Genomic DNA, 17466 nt, shown 5'->3' on the forward strand with positions numbered 1-17466 from the left:
ATAGCTTGATCAAGCCTTGATAAAAACTGTTCGAAAATGAATGAACAATCTAAATGTCGTCTCAAAATTTACTCTGAGCCTTTGTTGTAGCCCTGTTTTTACACCAGACACCGAGTAATTTGTAATATACGTATGGGGATTCCTGGTGGCTTTTTTGTGCTATCTTAACCTAAATTTGTCATTTTCTGGTGCAAAAATGACATATTGACTCCTTTCTGGCATTCTAAGTTATTGAAATCATGGACTGCTTAGAGCTAAAATGTTTACATAGTGCATTTCTAATGATTTTACGTAATGGTTGAAAAGTGGGACTTTACAGGCAAAAGGATGCGCTTATGCTGGCTTTCCTTCTTGCGTTAATTTTTATCGTGGTTATTATCGGTTGCATTGTTTCTTATAGCCTTGCAAAGACAAAAAGGTTTCTCTATCCCCTTATGGAAGCTTTGGGAATCGAAAAAAGATGGCTTTTCTTATCTTACAGGATTCCCTTCATTCGTAACGGCGAGGCCTTTATACTGGATTTGAGCCCTCAAAGGGATCCCTGGAAAAGGGTATCCTTTGATGACCTTTCAAAAGTTTTTTCAACTATTCGCTTTAAGCTGTCTATAGCCTGCAGGTATCCCTTTCATTTCTCTATAGAAAAAGGTGTAGGGAGTTCTAAAGAATATCTCTCGCTCGATGGTGGTAGAGAAGGGCTTTACTTTAAGGGAGAACACAAAGAACTTTTGCTAAGAGCCTTTTCTGAAAACAGAGCCTTAAAGCCATTAATTGAAAAGATCATCAAAAAAGAAAGTGAATACATCTTTCTTGAAAAGGGACGCATCCACGTTGCGATAGAATGCGAGATTGATAAAGACCTGGAAAGAATACGAAATCTCCCCGAGAATCTTATCCAGCTCAGGAACATTCTACTCGAATATGTGTATCCAGTAGAAATAGAAGGGTCTTCTTCATCTTCTCGAGTTCTTCTTTTTTCAATCTATGCTTTTCCGATTATCCTTTCTGTTACTCAATTAGCCGTCGCCATATATATCAACTACCTGGCCAGAAATGACTTCCCGGTCTTAAACCATTTTGTGCTTATACTTGCCACATTTGCTCTTTATGGCATACCAGTTGCTATTTATCTTGTAGTGACCCAAAGAATAGTCTTTAATTTTCCTGAAGCCAAAAGAAAACTCTTTGTGTGTTTTACGATGGCCTCTATTTGGTTTCTTACGTCTTTTCCATTAGTCATGGCCATTAACGGTTATTTTGATAAATCGAAGCCCTTCTGGATAGAAGGGCTCGTGGAGAACAAAAATGCGAAGAAACGCTCCTGGAGTATTGGTATTTCTGCAGTAGTTCAGGATGGTCGCAAGTTAGGAACTTGGCAATTTCTAGGATTTCCCGGAATTTCTCTTTCCGTAACAGAGGATGAATATACCAAGATAACCCCCAGAGTTACCCTCGCACGACTCCTGGTAAAGGAAGGAACTCTAAAAATCCCCTGGATTTACGGTTATGTTCTCTACTATGACGGAAAAAGAAAGAATCTCGCTTATGATTACCACTTCATTGGATATAAGAAATACCGTCAAGGAAATCTCAACGATGCCATCGTTTTCTATACGGAAGGCATAAATGCCACAGGGGGAGATCCTTATCTTTACTACAACAGGGGGGTAGCATACAGGAAAAAGAATATGCTCAAAGAAGCTGAAGCCGATTTCCTCAAAACAATCGAGAGGAAACCCGATATGTTTGAAGCTTACGCAAATCTTGCTTTTTTAATGTCCGGAAAAGACCAGGGACATTCCATTTTAGACCTCTGGAACCGATTTGTAGAGGCAGCACCTAATGACCCGAGGGGATACTTTGAACGAGCTGAAATCTTTAATAGGATGGGATCCAAAGATAAGGCGATGGAAGACTACAAGAGAGCTTGTAATCTTGGGCTTAAAAAAGCCTGCCGAAACTGAAAGAACAATGAAAAGTCTTCAGGATTGCTATGTAGCACTTTACTGACTTTGTGTATAAGGATGTCCCAAAATTATCCTTTATCTGGGGCTTTTTCGATCTCTTTTTGGTATAGTAGGGACACACAGCCGTGAGCTATATTTTTTTAATAAAACCCTTTGAAGATATGGTTTGGGTGTGTGTTGTTGAGTGGAAGGAGTAAAATATTGGATAAAGAAACGTCTGTTAAAAATCTGGCAAAAGCCCTTGATAGCTTCATTAGAGAAAAAGATTTTATTGAGTCCTTAGCTTGTGGAATGTTGTTGTTTTTGGAAAGTGAAACTGTCGATTTGGATAGACTGATAAGGGCGGCTGGACCTGATTATTTAGAAGTACTGCTTTTGGCTTTTGAGTGGAAACTTATTCTTCCTCTTCTTCCATCTAAAACTTGTGCCTGGGAAGACCTGGCTATTGTTGGAATTAGCGCTAAGCTTTATTCAATGCCCAAGGCAGTTTATTACATTATTAGACAATCCGCAGAAAAAGGTTTTTGGGATGTAGAAGGTGGGCTAAAGGTTATGTTTAAAACGCTGGATGTGCCGGCTTCTCCCGATAAAATGACAACATTGGTTCAGGAACTTTTTAATCGGGAAAGATTTATGAGTGTCAGCGCTAGGGATATAGATTTGGCTTGCCGAGCGGTGGGATTACCTGGTCTTGCCGATCCCGTTATTGCTATTTTCAAAGGTTTTGGAATTATAAGTCCGAAGCTTAGCCATGTAGGAAAGTCAGTGCTTGGGTTGGGGCCTTTGTATGATTTAAACCCAAGCTTGGGGTGTAAACTAATCGAAGTAACCAATTTCAAAGAGAAGAAGATTCGCTCCAGCCCCATTTTCCGATAAGATCTACAAATCTTACTCCTCCAAGGAAGGATTTTTTAACACCCTCTGGTACTCGTTCCGCAAGCACAAGTTCCTGTGACAGTCTATCACCAACGGGGATTATGAGCCTTCCCCCCATAGCTAATTGATCTATAAGAGGTTGAGGTATAGAAGGGGCTGATGCCGATACCAGAATACCATCGAAGGGCGCTTCTTCAGGCCAGCCCAGAGTTCCATCTCCAACGCGATATGTGATATTTTTATAACCCAGAGTTTCTAATCTCTTTTGAGCTTTTTCTGCAAGCAAGGGAATTCGTTCAATAGTAAAAACCTTATCAGCAAGTTCAGCAAGGATAGCTGTCTGGTATCCAGATCCTGTGCCTATTTCCAGCACTTTCTCCTTTCCTTTGAGTCTGAGAGATTCGGTCATGAGTGCCACAATATAGGGTTGAGAGATGGTTTGCTTTTCTTCTATTGGAAGAGGATGATCTTCATAGGCTTGAGATTTTAGATGTTCGGGGACGAAAATATGTCGGGGCACTTTGAGCATTGCCGCAATAACTCGAGGATCCTTTATCCCGCGCCGCATAATCTGAATATCTATCATTCTTTCCCTGGCTTTTTCAAACTCATCTACTGGCATCAGTGATCCCCTTTGGTATTTTTCTTTCAGTGGATACGAAAACGATATTTTCAAAATGCCTTTATGGTGTAGCCTTTTAACCAGTTCTACCGATTCTCCAGCAAAAACATTATGCTACTTAACTTTAATCCATAAAATCTGAGCAGTGCTCTGGCCTATGTTCTTCCATTGAGATGGAATGTCCGAAGAGAGAATTATAGTATCGCCTCTAGAAACGGTCTTTACCATGCCTCGCACCACCATCTGCAGCCTGCCTCTAAGCACATAGCCGAGCTCTTCCCCCTTGTGGATAAAAAAGTGAGCGTTTAGAGTTTTTCCCGGTGGTATTTCTATTAGATAGGGTTCTGCTTTGGAATTAACATCCAGAGGCAAAAGACTATGCACTTCCAGAGCGTCCTCCGGGAATTCACTCAAGTGGATCTTTATCTTGGATGATTCAGGAAAGACCACTACACCCTGTTCTACAAGGCTTTTGCCGAAGAAGTATCCAACATCAACTCCGAGAATTTCCGCTATTTTCATAAGAGCAGGAATTGAAGGATAGATACGGTTACTTTCAAGCTGGGAAATTGTGCTTGGTGTAACTCCAATCATCTGGGCAAGGTCTTTCTGGCTGATGCCTCGTTTCTTCCTGAGTTCGCTAAGACGGGTTCCAAGTTCAATTCTTCTAAAGTCCGCTGAACCTTCTCCTAACCGCACCAACCCATCATGTATGATAAAGTAAGTTGGTTTATTTAGGAGCTCGGGGGATCGATCTTCAGCTTTTAGAACAGTCAGCATCATACGGTCTCGATTAAACCCCAGTTCTATGGCCACCTGAGTAATGTGATTAAGTCTGGCTTTAAGTTTTGTTGAATGAGCAGCTTTGTCAACAATCCAGTAAGCAATGGTGTTTAGCTCATAGAGTCTCGGGCAGGCATGCCCGTAGAATTTCAGAACTTCTTCCTCTCCTCCCCATATATCCTGCATGCCTGTAAGGGTTTCAAAAACAAATCGTGTGTCTACAACGGTGTTTTTGTGAAGCGAAGTAATAACATCAAAAAGGTCTTCAGTAACTTTCGGATTTTCAACTCTAATGATACGGCATGGTAGGTTTATTGTGTCAGCATAGAAACTCTCGAAAACCTGGGCTTTTTCCCCTTTACCGTTGGTAAAGCAATCAACGATGACCAAATTTTCGCTTTCCACATAATGGCCAAGCCTGGCAATAAGGTTTTTGGGGGATCGATCAAAACTAACATAGACAACAGGCTTATTTTGTTCCAGAGATGCCTGTATGAAGTTTTCCACAAAGACTCCACTAAGTATTCCCGCTTCGTCATACCATATGACGTTATCGCCTATGTAAAGTCCTCCTAGAAGCCGATCGAGATCGCCTACTCCTGAGGATACCTTCTGCCTCTGCATTTCAAAGCTCCAGTGGCAATGGGATTTTTTAGTTCTTTGTCCATCCTGAACCATGAATCAACCGGTTCAGGATGGACCTGGATTTTCCTAGAAGTTAAACACCTTGTCTAGCTCTTCATCCGGAACTTGAAATACAGTGTTGTGAGGGGGTAGAGGTTCGGTTCTGAAGAATTTGGGAAGTCTGTCATGTTGAGGTCCAAAACCTGCTCTTCTGTTAAAGTCGAGCTCCCATCGGAGCACTTGTTTCCCGTATTCTACGAAGTCGTCCTTTGTCCATTTCCAGCCGCAGAATGAGTTGATCATGTCGATTGCTGCATCGAAAGCCTCAGGTTTATCTAAAATAGCGAAAGCTACGAATAGGCATAATCCAAGTGAGTCGATCGTTGCAGTAGCTATTTGAAGGTTTCGCGACAGTTCTACCTGTCCTTCTGGTTTTAGAGGATCAACGAATCCTCCCGATTTAAGTATATTAGCGGTTATGGCGTATCCGGCTGTATGGTCTGCTCCCATTGGGCTAGTAGCGTAAGTTACTCCGATTCCTTGAGCCGCTCTCGGATCGTAAGCTGGAAAAGCCTGTCCCTTTACCACCGGAACTCGATCAACACCGAAGACTTTCGCCGTAACCGCCGCTCCATTTCCGAGGATTCTTCCGAGGTGGGTTCCCTTGCCGATTTCATGAACCAGGTTTATGGCTCCCTGAGCATCTCCAAAGGGTATCAGTCCGGCTTCCATGGCTATTCCTAACGTTGCGCCTGTTTCTATAGTATCAAGTCCGTAATTATCTTCTAGGAAATCCATCATAGCGATGGCATCAAGATCATCGATTCCACAATGTCCTCCATGAGCCCAGACAGTTTCATACTCCGGCTGTTTGGTAAGATAACGACCGTCTTTGTCATGGTAAATGCCGGAGCATCTTATTACGCAACCTCGATGGCATCCGTGAGTTGGGTTTCCTCCCCGTTCTTTTTCTCTTTTTGCCAGTTCTTCACCGCTTATCTTTGCGGCTCCCTTGAAGCGTCCTTCACGGAAGTTGTAGGTTGGATAAGCTCCTGCTTCGTCGATGATGGTCGTAAGAACATTAGTCCCATAAGCTGGAAGTCCTTTGCCCGTAACGGGATGGGCTCTTAGGGCTTCCACCCAGCGGCGGTTTGCATCCTTAAAACCTTCTGGATCTGCCGGTTCGCGCATTTTCATACCTGTGTCATCAAGTATGATGACTTTAACTCCCTTTGATCCCATTACGGCTCCAACGCCACCTCTACCGCAGTGGCGGGTAGGTCTTAGTTCGGGGTCTGTGCAGGCTATGGATGCAGCGCTGAGTTTCATCTCGCCAGCAGTGCCAATAGATATGCAGGCAATCTTATCTCCGTATTGAGCTTTGACCTTTTCGATGAGGTCGTAATTAGGCAATCCACGCAGGTCATCGGCAGGTTCAACCTTAATGCCGTCTTTATTTATGAATATTTTGTAAAGTTTATCCTGTTGAGGTTTTCCTTCGAGGACTATAGCAGCATAACCAAGCCGAGCCAAAACTTGAGCGGGTTGTCCTCCAGCGTTGGATTCTTTTATAGTGCCGGTAAGAGGGCTTTTACATCCAACCGATATCCTCCCCGTCATGGATCCTGCTGTTCCACTAAGAAGCCCTGGAGCAATAACAAGTTTGTTGTCGGCGCTCAGAGGATGGCAATCCGGGGGAACTTCCTTGCTGACGATGGCCGATGTGAGGGCTCTTCCTCCAAGTCCAGCATATTCTCCAAGGTCGGTGATTTTAATCTCAGGACCATCTTTGCCGCTCATGTTGACTCTTAATAACTTCATAACACCTTCCTCCATATAAATCTTGGTTTTTCCAGATGTGATGGAAGGTTAACCCATTCCATCGCGCCCACTTACTTCTAATTTTAATATTAGCCCAGTTTTCTGAATAAATGAAAGAAGAAAGAATCTTGACACTTAACGGCATGATAAGATGGTAATCCAGGTTAGAATTAGCGACTTAGATGACTTATTCGGTTCCGATCTTTACTGACACATTGGGATCAAAGGCTCTAACTTTCTCCACGAAAGCAAGATCCCATTGTGCTCTCTTGAAAGTTTTGTAGTTATAAGCCACGATTAGAGCCCAACCCGTTGCCACGATACGATCCTGACGATGGCTGTATATGGCGTAATCTTGCTCTATTTCGGAATCTCTAATCACCGAAGTTCTGCATCCCACATCAATAGTGTCAGGAAAGCGAAGAGGCTTTAAGTATCGACAGCTTGTCTCGGCAAGAATCGGACCAACTCCGGTTTCTTCCATGAATTTCATGAACTGGACAGCCTCAAAGTAAGCAATGCGAGCCGATTCAAGATATCTGAAATAGATTACGTTGTTTACATGCTGGAAAGCGTCCATGTGCCCCCACAGGACTGGAAGAGTTATTTTGAAGGGAAAATCGTTCATTGATACATTGCGCGATTCGCTCCCCATTGTTTATTCCCCCAGATAGGCTTTTTTTACTCGCTCATCTTCCAGCAGGTCTATTCCTCTGCCTTCGAGTGCTATGGTGCCTGTTTCCATAACGTAAGCATAATTGGCTATTGCCAGAGCTGCCATAGCATTTTGTTCCACAAGAAGAATTGTTGTGCCTTGATTGTTTATTTCCTGAATGGTTCTGAACACTTCATCCACAACCAGAGGAGCCAGTCCTAGAGATGGCTCATCAAGCAAAAGCAGTTTGGGTTTTCCCATTAGAGCTCGACCAAGTGATAGCATTTGTTGTTCTCCGCCGCTTAAAGTGCCAGCAAACTGTTTTTTTCGCTCAGCAAGTCTCGGGAAAAGCGAAAAAACCCACTCTAGCCTTTCTCTAAATTCGTTTTTGGTGCGGTAGTATGCTCCCAATTCAAGGTTTTCCAAAACAGTAAGATTAGCGAAGATTTTTCTTCCTTCAGGACTTACACCGATTCCAAGGCGTATAATTTCGTGAGTTGGCATTTTGTGGATAGGTTTATCTTTGAAAATAATAGACCCGCTTTTGGGTTTTACAAGTCCAACGATGGCTCGAATCGTTGTGCTCTTTCCTGCTCCGTTTGCACCAATAATGGCAACAATCTGCCCCTCTTCAACTCTTAAACTGATGCCCTTTACGGCATGGATTCCACCGTAATAGACATGCAGATTATCAATGACGAGCATGTTTCTTCTCTCCAAGATAAGCTTTTATCACTTCAGGATGATGCTGAATCTCCTCCGGTTTTCCTTCTGCAATGGTGTGCCCGTAAACAAGCACCACAATACGTTCACACAGTCCCATTACGAATTTCATGTCGTGTTCAATTATGAGAAGAGTCAACCCAAGGTTGTCTCTGATGTTTCTCACGAATTTTGCAAGATCTAAAGTTTCCTGAGGATTCATACCAGCTGCGGGTTCATCGAGGAGAAGCAATTTAGGATTTGTGGCGATAGCTCGAGCAATTTCGAGTTTTCTTTGTTGACCATAGGGAAGGGAAGAAGCCGGTTCTTTTGCCAGATGATCCAGTCCAACCATTCTTAAAACATTCATGGCTTCTTCTCGAAAGAGATTTTCCTCCTTGCTGTATTTTCTCGCCCCTACAATAGCATGCCAGAAGGATGATTTGAGTCGATGATGGTAAGAGACCATGACATTATCGAGAACTGACAGGTTTCCGAAGAGTCGGATATTCTGAAAGGTGCGGGCAATGCCGAGGCGAGTAATTTCGTAGGGCATAAGATTTGTGATGTTTCGGTCCTGCCATATAATCTTACCGCTTGTAGGGATCAAGTTACCCGTGATCATATTAAAAACTGTTGTCTTCCCGGCTCCGTTAGGACCAATTAATCCAACGATTTCTAGCGGATCGATTTTTAGATTAAAATTATGAACTGCTACTAACCCACCAAATTGCATTGTCAAATTTTGAGCCTGGAAAAATATTTGAGTCATTTTAGGTTCGCTGGCTCCTGATTTTCGAAAATACCCAATCCCAGCTAAATTCTCGCTGGCCCATGATGCCTCTTCTGGCGAAGATGATAACAACCATAAGGATGATACTGAATATTACCATTCGCATACCCGGGATGCCAGGGATGTAGATTGGACCTATGTGCATGGGACTTTCAACAATGCGGAGAGCCTCACTTCCCCAAGCGAACAGGGTGGCTCCGATAACTGCCCCTGTAGTGCTTCCAAGCCCCCCAACGACAATGATCATAAGCAGGTTAAAGGTAAGGAAAAAGGTAAAAAGAGTTGGAGATATGGTGGTAATAAGATGAGCCAGCAGGCCTCCTGCAACTCCCGAAAAGAAAGCACTAATAAGAAACGCCAGCAATAGGTGTCTAAAGGGGTCTATCCCCATCGCCTTGGCCGCTACTTCATCCTCTCGGATGGCTTTCATCGCTCTGCCCCAGCTACTGTTTATAAGTCTCTGAACGACGATTATGGTAAGAATTGCTATTCCCCAGGACCACCACAGGTTTGTGTAGGGCTTCAATCCTTTCAGCCCTAAGGGGCCATTGGTGATGTTTTGAAGGGCGTTGCAGAGCACTCGCACTACTTCGCCAAACCCAAGTGTTACAATAGCAAGGTAGTCTCCTCTTACTCTAAAAACCGGGTAGCTTATTAGAAAGGCAAAAATTGTTGCTACAATTCCAGCTAATACAAGGCTTGCTCCAAAAGGAATCTGGATTAAGTTCAACGGCCAAATGAGAGGTTCAATGATAAAGCTTATTTTCTTTTCTGCTGGGCTCATCGTTAGAAGTGCTGATGTGTAAGCTCCTATCGTGATAAAAGCGTTTGGACCTAAATTTAGAACTCCACATACACCGTTTATCAAATTATAACTCACGGCAAGAGTGATAAACACGGCGATGTTGTTTAGTATTCTTATTTGGTAGTCGGTTCCGTATCGATCGAAAAGCCAGATGATCAAAAAGAGCAGGGCTATTGTCAAAACGTTAAGGATTAAATTTCTCTGTTTTTGAGCCATTCTTTTCCTACGTTTTTATGTTTTGTCCACAATAGGTTCGCCCATAATGCCTGTAGGACGGAAAATTAACAAGAGAATCAGCACAAGAAAAGCGAAAGCGTCTCGATATTGGGCAAACCCAGGAAATATAGCCACTATAAGAACCTCACCGATTCCAAGCACGAAGCCGCCTATAACTGCCCCCGTAATGCTTCCGATTCCACCAAGCACGGCCGCAATAAAAGCCTTTATTCCTGGAATAATGCCCATGAAAGGGTTGACCTGGGGATATTTCATAGCCCACATGATGCCCCCCACTGCGGCAAGAGATGATCCAATCAGGAAAGTGATGGCTATGATGCGATCTAAATTTATTCCCATGAGGCGAGTGGTTTCAAAATCACGGGATGCCGCTCTCATAGCTTTTCCGACCTTTGTGTTGTAGATGATATAAAGAAGTCCAAGGAGTAATAAGATGGTGGTAATCGGTGTGTAAATGGTCAAAACTTGTATTTTAATGTCGTAAATATCTATGACTTTGTCGAAAAGTGGTGGTCTTGGGAAAGGTTTTGGCACGCCACCAATAACTACAAGAGCAAGGTTTTCCAGAAGAAAACTTGCCCCAATGGCGGAAATTAAAAGGGATATGCGAGGGGCATCGCGAAGAGGTTTGTAAGCTACCTTGTCAAGAAGTATACCCACAAGTCCGGTCACCATGACCGCCAGTGGAAAGCTGAGATACCACGGAAGAGCAAATAGAGCAATGCCGTAAATGACCGCATAGGTGGCAACCATTAAGAGGTCTCCATGAGCAAAGTTGATGAGCCTCAGGATGCCGTAGACCATTGTGTATCCAATGGCGACAAGTCCGTAGAGACTTCCTAAAGTGATGCCGTTAATCAATTGCTGCAAGAAAATCTGAATATTCACGATCTACAAACCTCACAAAAAGGGCAAAAACCCAAAAAAGGTTTTTGCCCTCAAAATATCTAATAGCTTTTTACCATAAAATAGCTTCTACGGATTTACCGTGGTTACATAAACAAATTTTCCATTTTCAACCTTGTTTATGACCACGCTTTTGATCGGATTGCCATCTTGACCCATGGTGATTGTTCCCGAAACACCCTGGAAATCTTTAAGCGAACTCAGGGCGTCCCTAATCTTAGTTCCATCTGTTGAACCCGCCTTTTCGATAGCGGCAACTATCATGAAATAAGCGTCGGCACCAAGAGCTTCAAAGGCGCTCAACTCTTTTTTGTATTTTTCCTCGAAAGCCTTGACAAAATCCTTTGCAAGTTGGGTATTGGCAGCTTGTTTATGGAAATGAGCAGTAAAATACATATTTTCCACAGCTTTCCCGCCGATTTTTATCAATTCATCAGCCTGAGCACCGTCTCCTGTTAGGATCGGAACATTTATCCCCAAGTCTCGTGCCTGCTTAGCAAGAAGAGCATCTTCTGTGTAATAGTTAGGTGCGTAGATGATGTCTGGCTGAGCCGCCTTGATGGCGCTTAATTGAGCAGAAAAATCCTGATCGCCTGTCTGGATATAGGTTGTGGATACCACCTGACCGCCGAGCTTTACAAATTCTTTAACAAAGAAATTTGCGAGCCCCACACAGTAATCCTGAGCCACATCAATTACTACAGCGGCTTTTGTGGCTTTGAGTTCGTTTCTAGCAAATCGAGCGGCAACTTCACCCTGGAATGGATCAATGAAGCAGGCTCTGAAAGCGAACTTTTTACCTTGAGTTACAAGAGGATTGGTGGCGGTAGGACTTACTGAAGGAATTTTTGCCGCCTCAGAAATGGGATTTCCAGCCATTGTGTTGCCACTTATCGCTTCACCGATAATTGCTACAACTTTTTCCTTGTCAACAAGTCTGGTCACAGCATTTGCTGCTTCAATTTTGTCGCTTTTGGTGTCCACTAGAACAAGCTCAATCTTTTTACCAAGCACTGTCGGTTTCATTTGATTCGCTACCTGAATGCCGCTCCATTCCATCTGTCCATAGGATGCGACCGAACCAGTCATAGGAAGATATGCCCCTATTTTGATGGTCTCTTCAGCATGAGCGGCAAAATTTCCGGTTAAACCAGCTACTAAAAGCACAGCCACAACCAAGGCAATCTTTTTTGTAAACATATCGATCCTCCTTTTTGCGACAAGTCTCTTTAAAGCGTTTTTAATGTGGCACAGTCTACCAAAACTAGTTAAACTAAAAAGGATTGTCTATCTGGATTCTTTGCTAAGCTATAAGAAAAAATTGCTGCTGGTCAAGATAATTATAATTAAAATCTCTTTTTAATAAATTAAAGAATTGGGAGGCAAAGCTATGGGACTTTTTGATTGGTTGCTAGGGAAGGGCAAGGAAAAAGATATTAAGCCCTTTTTCGATCCAACGAAAGTTCGCCTTGAAGATCTTCGCCCTGGATGGCTTGTGGATTTTGATATGAAAACCTGGGAGGTAATTGCACGCCATAGATATGATATGGGTGATGGCTTTGAAATGCTCGAATGGGAACTGAGATCCGGTAACGATATAAAATATCTTTGTCGAGAAGAAGACGATGGAATCTATTGGACTCTGATGAAAAAAGTTCCGCTTGGTGCTATTGATCCCGGGCTTAAGAAGCATATTCTCCAGTATGAAGATCCGCCTCAAAAACTACAATACGAAGGGAATGTTTATGAAATGGTAAGTTATGGTGGAGCCAAATTTTTCAAAAACGGCATGCATCCAGCCATCCCCTTTATTTATTGGGAATACGAAAGTTCTGATGGAACAAAGGTCATAACCGTGGAACAATGGGGAGATACAGAATTTGAAGCTTCCGCTGGAGAATATGTGGAGGAATATCAATTTAGCAATATTCTTCCAAGATAACCTACCTTTAAGTAAGGATGAAGTTATGATTTCAAAAATCTTTCATCTGAAACTGAAATTAATATGTTGTTTGTCTTTTGCCGTAGTTATTCTTGTAAGTTGCGGTGGATCTTCGCCAGACCCGCTGGAAAAACTTAAACGTCAATTAGATCCTTACCCGGAATATTCCGTTATTCTTGTAGATATGCGAGAAGATGGATTTTTGTTCACTAACTACTATCATCTATACCGGATTATATACCTTGATCGAGAGCTAAAGGAAGGAGAGCCAATACTACGTGAGAAAGTAACCCCCTGGTATCCGGTTAGTAAGGCTCTTTACGAAAAGTATCGTCCATGTCTTGGAATGACCATACTTGCTAAAGAAAAAGACGGAACCATCAACGATACACCTCAGCCCCCAGCTTACCAGTTTGTTGGCGATACTCGATTTGGCCAGTGGAAGACCGATGAAAAAGGAAACCAGATCTGGGAATGGATCGGGAAATACTATGTCATTTCGACTATCATGGATATTTTAGGACGGGGACACACAATTCGCTACGATGATTGGCGTGATTACAGGACAAGTGTTGGAAGAAAAAAGCCCTATTTCGGTCCTCGTGATGAAACGGGATCACCCACTTTCGGCACCGGTGGTAAATGGACTGAGAAAAAATATCCCACCTTTTTTGAACGTCAACAAGCGCGGATGTCGGCAAAAAAAGCCGGTTTCGAACAGAGAGTTTCTCAAAGTATGGGTAAAACAAAAGTTTCCACTTTTACAACCAGAACAACAAGTGGAAGCTTTGGAGGCCGTATCGGCGGCAAATGAAGTTAGTCTTCCAAGGGTTATTTTCTTTGCTAAAGTGAATCAGGTTCGGGTTTAAGTTTTGGAAATTATTTGCTCATCAGAATGAGAAAGGAGAGAGTGACACAACATGGAAAGCATGATCGGCGCTATTGCTAAATGGGTTGGCGTTGTTTTTGGGTTTTTTGTCGGATCGATAGTTTTACTAAGCGTTGGCAGATGGGTGTTTAATTTGATGTATCCTAGGTGCAACGTTCGTGATGAGCTTGTGGAAAAAGATAATCCCGCTATGGCTATAGTGCTTGGGGGTTACGTGATTGGAATGGCTCTCGCCATAGGTGGATCTTTGGTTGGACCGACTCTGACGATAAGGCTCGCCTTTTACGATCTTTTGATCTATGGGCCTCTTGCCATTTTGTTCATGTTCTGCTCACATTTCATTTCCGATAAAATCATTTTGCGTTCCTTTGATGCAACTAAGGAAATTATCGAAGATCGTAACTGTGGAACCGGTATTATTGTTGCCGCTAACCACGTTGCCATGGGACTTGTGGTTTATGGAGCTGTTGCCGGTGAAGGAACCATACTGTCTGCTGTGGTCTTCTGGCTACTTGGGCAAATCGCTTTGATTGTTGCTACATGGTTCTACAACCGCATTCTTCCTTTCGATGTTCATGAGCAAGTTGAGAAGGATAATGTTGCGGCAGGAGTGGCTTTCGCAGGCGTTTTGGTTGCTACAGGGAACATTGTGAGGTTCGCCATTCAGGGTAATTTTGTGTCCTGGGAAAGAGATCTTCTGTTCTTTGTAGTGGTAATGGGAATTGGTGCCGTTCTTCTTCCTTTATCCAGACTTCTTGTTGAAAAAATTATGCTTAGTGGACGCCGTCTCATGGATGAAATTGTAAGGCAGGATGTCCCCAATATTGGCGCCGCCACTATTGAAGCATCTATATATGTGGCGATCTCGTTTCTTATAGGTTGGAGCCTTTCTATATGATTATTCGCCTGATTGGCGAAAAGTTCTCTGGGATATTTTCTCATAATGCCAGAGTTGTTTCCGCCTCGAAAATCATCAAACTTGCGGTGTTTGTAACTGGGTTTTCCGGGATTCTTATAGAATACATAATTTCTACAATAGCCTCCTACCTCCTTGGAGATACACTCTTTCAATGGGCTTTGATAATCAGCCTTTTTCTTTTTGCTATGGGTATTGGTAGCCGTATTACAGGTTACATCAAGAGTGATGAAGCAATTTGTTTTGTGGTTGTGGAATCCCTTCTTTCTTTGGTGATCGTTGTATCTCTTACAGGAGCTTACGCTTCTATGGCTTACCCTGTTGCTGTTCGATTCGTTCTTTATGGCTCGACTCTTTTAGTGGGAATACTCATTGGTATGGAAATTCCCCTTCTTATAAGACTTAACAGCCGGTTTGCGGATCTGGCTCTGAATCTTAGCCGCCTTCTTGAAAAGGATTACATTGGAGCTCTTGTGGGAGGTATTTTCTTTGCCTTTATCGGTTTGTCTCGCTTTGGTCCGCTTACTTTGGGTATCCTGGTGGCTCTTCTTAACTGGCTTGTTGCTCTTATATTCTGGTTATATTTCGGTCACCAAATCGCTAAAGGAAGAGCTGTAGCTGTAATAATATGTTTTGTTGGAGTTCTGACCTGTGCTGCTCTTCCTTTTGGGAATGCTGTAGCTTCCTGGGGTGAAGATAGAAAATACCGAGATGAAATTATCTACTCAGAACAGACTCCTTACCAAAAGATCGTGATTACGAGATGGCGACAATTTTTCTGGCTGTATCTGGATGGACATCTACAGTTTTCGAGCTACGACGAATATAGATACCATGAAAGTCTTGTTCATCCTGCCATGCTTGCGTCGGCATCTCGCGAGAATGTTTTGATTCTTGGCGGTGGCGACGGTCTTGCGGCTAGAGAAGTGTTAAAATACCGGGACGTTAAAAACGTAACACTGGTGGACATTGATCCAGCAATTACAAATCTTGCAAGGACTCACCCTCTTCTTGTGGATCTTAACGATATGTCCCTTAAGGACCCGCGTGTCAGAGTGATAAACGATGATGCTGGCGCTTTCTTGGACCGGTCACCACAAATTTGGGATGTAATAATTATAGATTTACCAGATCCAAGAACGCCAACCCTGGAAAGGCTTTATTCTGTTGAATTTTACCGGAATTGTAAACGACACCTTTCCAGAGGCGGAGTAATGGTGACTCAGGCTACAAGCCCTGTATTTAGTCCCTACGCTTTCTGGTGCATCGTTAAAACTATGGAAGAAGCTGGATTTTACGCTGTCCCTATGCACGCCTATGTTCCCACCTTTGGGGACTGGGGTTGGGTAATTGGATCGGATTTTCCAGAGGAAATACTTCGATCTAGAATCGAGTCTCATTGGGATTATGTGACTTTTTCTGTAAAATTTTTAAGTCTGGAAGTTCTTAAAACATTGTTTATATTTAGTCCAGCGGATAAAATTGATTTTCAAAAAGTCGAAAAGAATTCGTTTCTAAAACCGGTTTTGTATCAATACTACCGGCAAGGGCTGTGGGGATTAGAATAAATGTTGAATGGTTTTAACAACAGGCAAAATAGGAGGTAGCGGTAATGAGCGAACATTTTCAAAAAGTTAAGTCCTATCTTCTTGATCTAGACGTTGAGATTGTTCACGAAGATCCAGGAGAAGAACTCTTCGTGGTTAAAAACGAGGAAAGAGGCATTACAAACCTTGTTGTAGATTGTGAAGACCCTATCCTAATCATTGAGCAGCTTATAATGCCGGTTCCCGAGAAAAATCGAGAAAGGTTTTTCGAAAGACTTCTTCAGATGAACCGAAGTCTTGTTCACGGCGCTTTCGTATTGGATGAGGAATCCAAGCACGTAATTTTTAGAGACACTCTTCAGCTTAAAAATCTCGACTTTAACGAACTGGAAGCTTCCATCCTGGCACTTGAAATGGCTCTTTTGGACTACGGCGATGAATTGCTTGAATTTGCTAAGTCTTAAAAATTTGTAACGGTCAAAGATTCTGATTGGTCTGTTTTGAACGTATAAGAAATTATTTTCCCTTTAACGAAAAACTCCATAAAGAGGAGGTTTAGAAACATGGCAGGAATTTTACAGAGACTTTTTAAGATCGGGCAGGCAGAAGCTCACGCCGTAGTGGATAAACTTGAAGATCCGATAAAACTTACGGAGCAGGGGATCCGCGATTTGAAAAAGGATTTAACAGCGGCTATGGAAAGCCTTGCTGAGGTTAAGGCACTGGCGATTAGGTTGAGACGCCAGATGGAGGATTTTCAGAGAGCGGCTCAGGATTATGAAAGGAAAGCTTTGCTTCTTCTTGAAAAGGCGAAGCGAGGTGAAATGGATATGCAGGAAGCGGAAAGACTGGCACTGGAAGCTCTAACGAGAAAACAGGAAAACGAGGAGCGAGCAAAACAGCTTCAGGCTGATTGTCAGGCTCAGGAAGCAATGGCTGCACAACTTCAGACTAAAGTGGAACAACTCAAAAAACAGATAGCCTCATACGAAAATGAACTTATCACGCTGAAAGCTAGAGCAAAAACGGCGGAATCTATGAAAAAGATCAACAAGCAGCTTGCTCGAGTTGATTCATCGAGCACAATTGCCATGCTTGAACGAATGAAGCAGAAGGTCAAGGAAGAAGAATCCCTTGCGGAAGCTTATGGTGCTGTGGCTTCTGAAACATCAACGGTTGATGAAAAGATAGAGCGAGCACTTGCTTCACCACCTCCGGCTGTAAGTGATGCTCTCGCCGAATTGAAAAGAAAAGCTGGGCTTTTGTAAGTTTGCTACTATATCGCAATGATGTAAGCATGGCATCTGGAAATATAAAGATGCCATGCTTTATATCGTAAGCTTTTCACGCAACGATTATCGAAGTCCCTCTTTCCAGGGGATGA

Annotated in this window: 17 protein-coding genes; 8 read left to right on the top strand and 9 right to left on the bottom strand. The window is 42.9% G+C overall.

Annotated elements, in window-relative coordinates:
* Positions 1-335 precede the first annotated feature (335 nt).
* On the top strand, positions 336-1961 hold the full coding sequence (locus WHS38_06665; protein ID MEJ5300653.1) for a hypothetical protein: 1626 nt from the start codon (positions 336-338) through the stop codon (positions 1959-1961).
* Between the two features lie 204 nt (positions 1962-2165).
* Positions 2166-2840 (top strand): hypothetical protein, encoded by a 675-nt coding sequence (locus WHS38_06670; GenBank protein ID MEJ5300654.1) that lies wholly within the window; start codon positions 2166-2168, stop codon positions 2838-2840.
* Here the strand turns inward: WHS38_06670 and WHS38_06675 are convergent.
* From WHS38_06675 to WHS38_06715, 9 genes are all read right to left on the bottom strand, one after another.
* Complete coding sequence (locus WHS38_06675) at positions 2800-3462, bottom strand: protein-L-isoaspartate(D-aspartate) O-methyltransferase (GenBank protein ID MEJ5300655.1); 663 nt, start codon at positions 3460-3462, stop codon at positions 2800-2802. The genes WHS38_06670 and WHS38_06675 overlap by 41 nt on opposite strands.
* A gap of 114 nt (positions 3463-3576) precedes the next feature.
* Positions 3577-4869, bottom strand: coding sequence for a helix-turn-helix domain-containing protein (locus WHS38_06680; protein ID MEJ5300656.1), 1293 nt, complete (start codon positions 4867-4869; stop codon positions 3577-3579).
* An 87-nt stretch (positions 4870-4956) separates the two neighbouring features.
* Complete coding sequence (locus WHS38_06685; GenBank protein MEJ5300657.1) at positions 4957-6690, bottom strand: aldehyde ferredoxin oxidoreductase C-terminal domain-containing protein; 1734 nt, start codon at positions 6688-6690, stop codon at positions 4957-4959.
* Positions 6691-6877: 187 nt separating this feature from the next.
* Complete coding sequence (locus WHS38_06690; protein ID MEJ5300658.1) at positions 6878-7345, bottom strand: thioesterase family protein; 468 nt, start codon at positions 7343-7345, stop codon at positions 6878-6880.
* Between the two features lie 3 nt (positions 7346-7348).
* The gene (locus WHS38_06695; protein MEJ5300659.1) at positions 7349-8050 is read right to left on the bottom strand and encodes an ABC transporter ATP-binding protein; all 702 of its coding nucleotides are present in this window, start codon (positions 8048-8050) and stop codon (positions 7349-7351) included.
* Positions 8037-8819 (bottom strand): ABC transporter ATP-binding protein, encoded by a 783-nt coding sequence (locus WHS38_06700; GenBank protein MEJ5300660.1) that lies wholly within the window; start codon positions 8817-8819, stop codon positions 8037-8039. Before WHS38_06700 ends, WHS38_06695 begins: the two co-directional genes overlap by 14 nt.
* A 1-nt stretch (position 8820) precedes the next feature.
* The gene (locus WHS38_06705) at positions 8821-9861 is read right to left on the bottom strand and encodes a branched-chain amino acid ABC transporter permease (protein ID MEJ5300661.1); all 1041 of its coding nucleotides are present in this window, start codon (positions 9859-9861) and stop codon (positions 8821-8823) included.
* A 15-nt stretch (positions 9862-9876) separates the two neighbouring features.
* The gene (locus tag WHS38_06710; protein ID MEJ5300662.1) at positions 9877-10770 is read right to left on the bottom strand and encodes a branched-chain amino acid ABC transporter permease; all 894 of its coding nucleotides are present in this window, start codon (positions 10768-10770) and stop codon (positions 9877-9879) included.
* 87 nt (positions 10771-10857) lie between these two features.
* Positions 10858-11988, bottom strand: a complete 1131-nt coding sequence (locus WHS38_06715; protein ID MEJ5300663.1) for an ABC transporter substrate-binding protein — start codon at positions 11986-11988, stop codon at positions 10858-10860.
* 190 nt (positions 11989-12178) lie between these two features.
* On the opposite strand from WHS38_06715, the gene WHS38_06720 reads away from it, so the two are divergent.
* The 6 genes from WHS38_06720 (at position 12179) to WHS38_06745 (ending at position 17350) form a co-directional block, all read left to right on the top strand.
* The gene (locus tag WHS38_06720; protein MEJ5300664.1) at positions 12179-12730 is read left to right on the top strand and encodes a DUF4178 domain-containing protein; all 552 of its coding nucleotides are present in this window, start codon (positions 12179-12181) and stop codon (positions 12728-12730) included.
* 25 nt (positions 12731-12755) lie between these two features.
* The gene (locus tag WHS38_06725; protein ID MEJ5300665.1) at positions 12756-13544 is read left to right on the top strand and encodes a hypothetical protein; all 789 of its coding nucleotides are present in this window, start codon (positions 12756-12758) and stop codon (positions 13542-13544) included.
* A 106-nt stretch (positions 13545-13650) separates the two neighbouring features.
* Positions 13651-14517 carry a DUF350 domain-containing protein gene (locus tag WHS38_06730; protein MEJ5300666.1) on the top strand — a complete coding sequence of 289 codons (867 nt, stop codon included), beginning with the start codon at positions 13651-13653 and terminating at the stop codon, positions 14515-14517.
* Entirely contained in the window at positions 14514-16103 is a 1590-nt protein-coding gene (locus WHS38_06735) for a polyamine aminopropyltransferase (GenBank protein ID MEJ5300667.1), read from the top strand. The genes WHS38_06730 and WHS38_06735 overlap by 4 nt, the downstream gene beginning before the upstream one ends.
* Before the next feature lie 44 nt (positions 16104-16147).
* Positions 16148-16546, top strand: a complete 399-nt coding sequence (locus WHS38_06740) for a YbjN domain-containing protein (GenBank protein MEJ5300668.1) — start codon at positions 16148-16150, stop codon at positions 16544-16546.
* Positions 16547-16645: 99 nt separating this feature from the next.
* On the top strand, positions 16646-17350 hold the full coding sequence (locus WHS38_06745) for a PspA/IM30 family protein (GenBank protein ID MEJ5300669.1): 705 nt from the start codon (positions 16646-16648) through the stop codon (positions 17348-17350).
* Positions 17351-17466: the final 116 nt, after the last annotated feature.

The organism is Thermodesulforhabdaceae bacterium, from assembly GCA_037482015.1.
Classification (GTDB): domain Bacteria; phylum Desulfobacterota; class Syntrophobacteria; order Syntrophobacterales; family Thermodesulforhabdaceae; genus JAOACS01.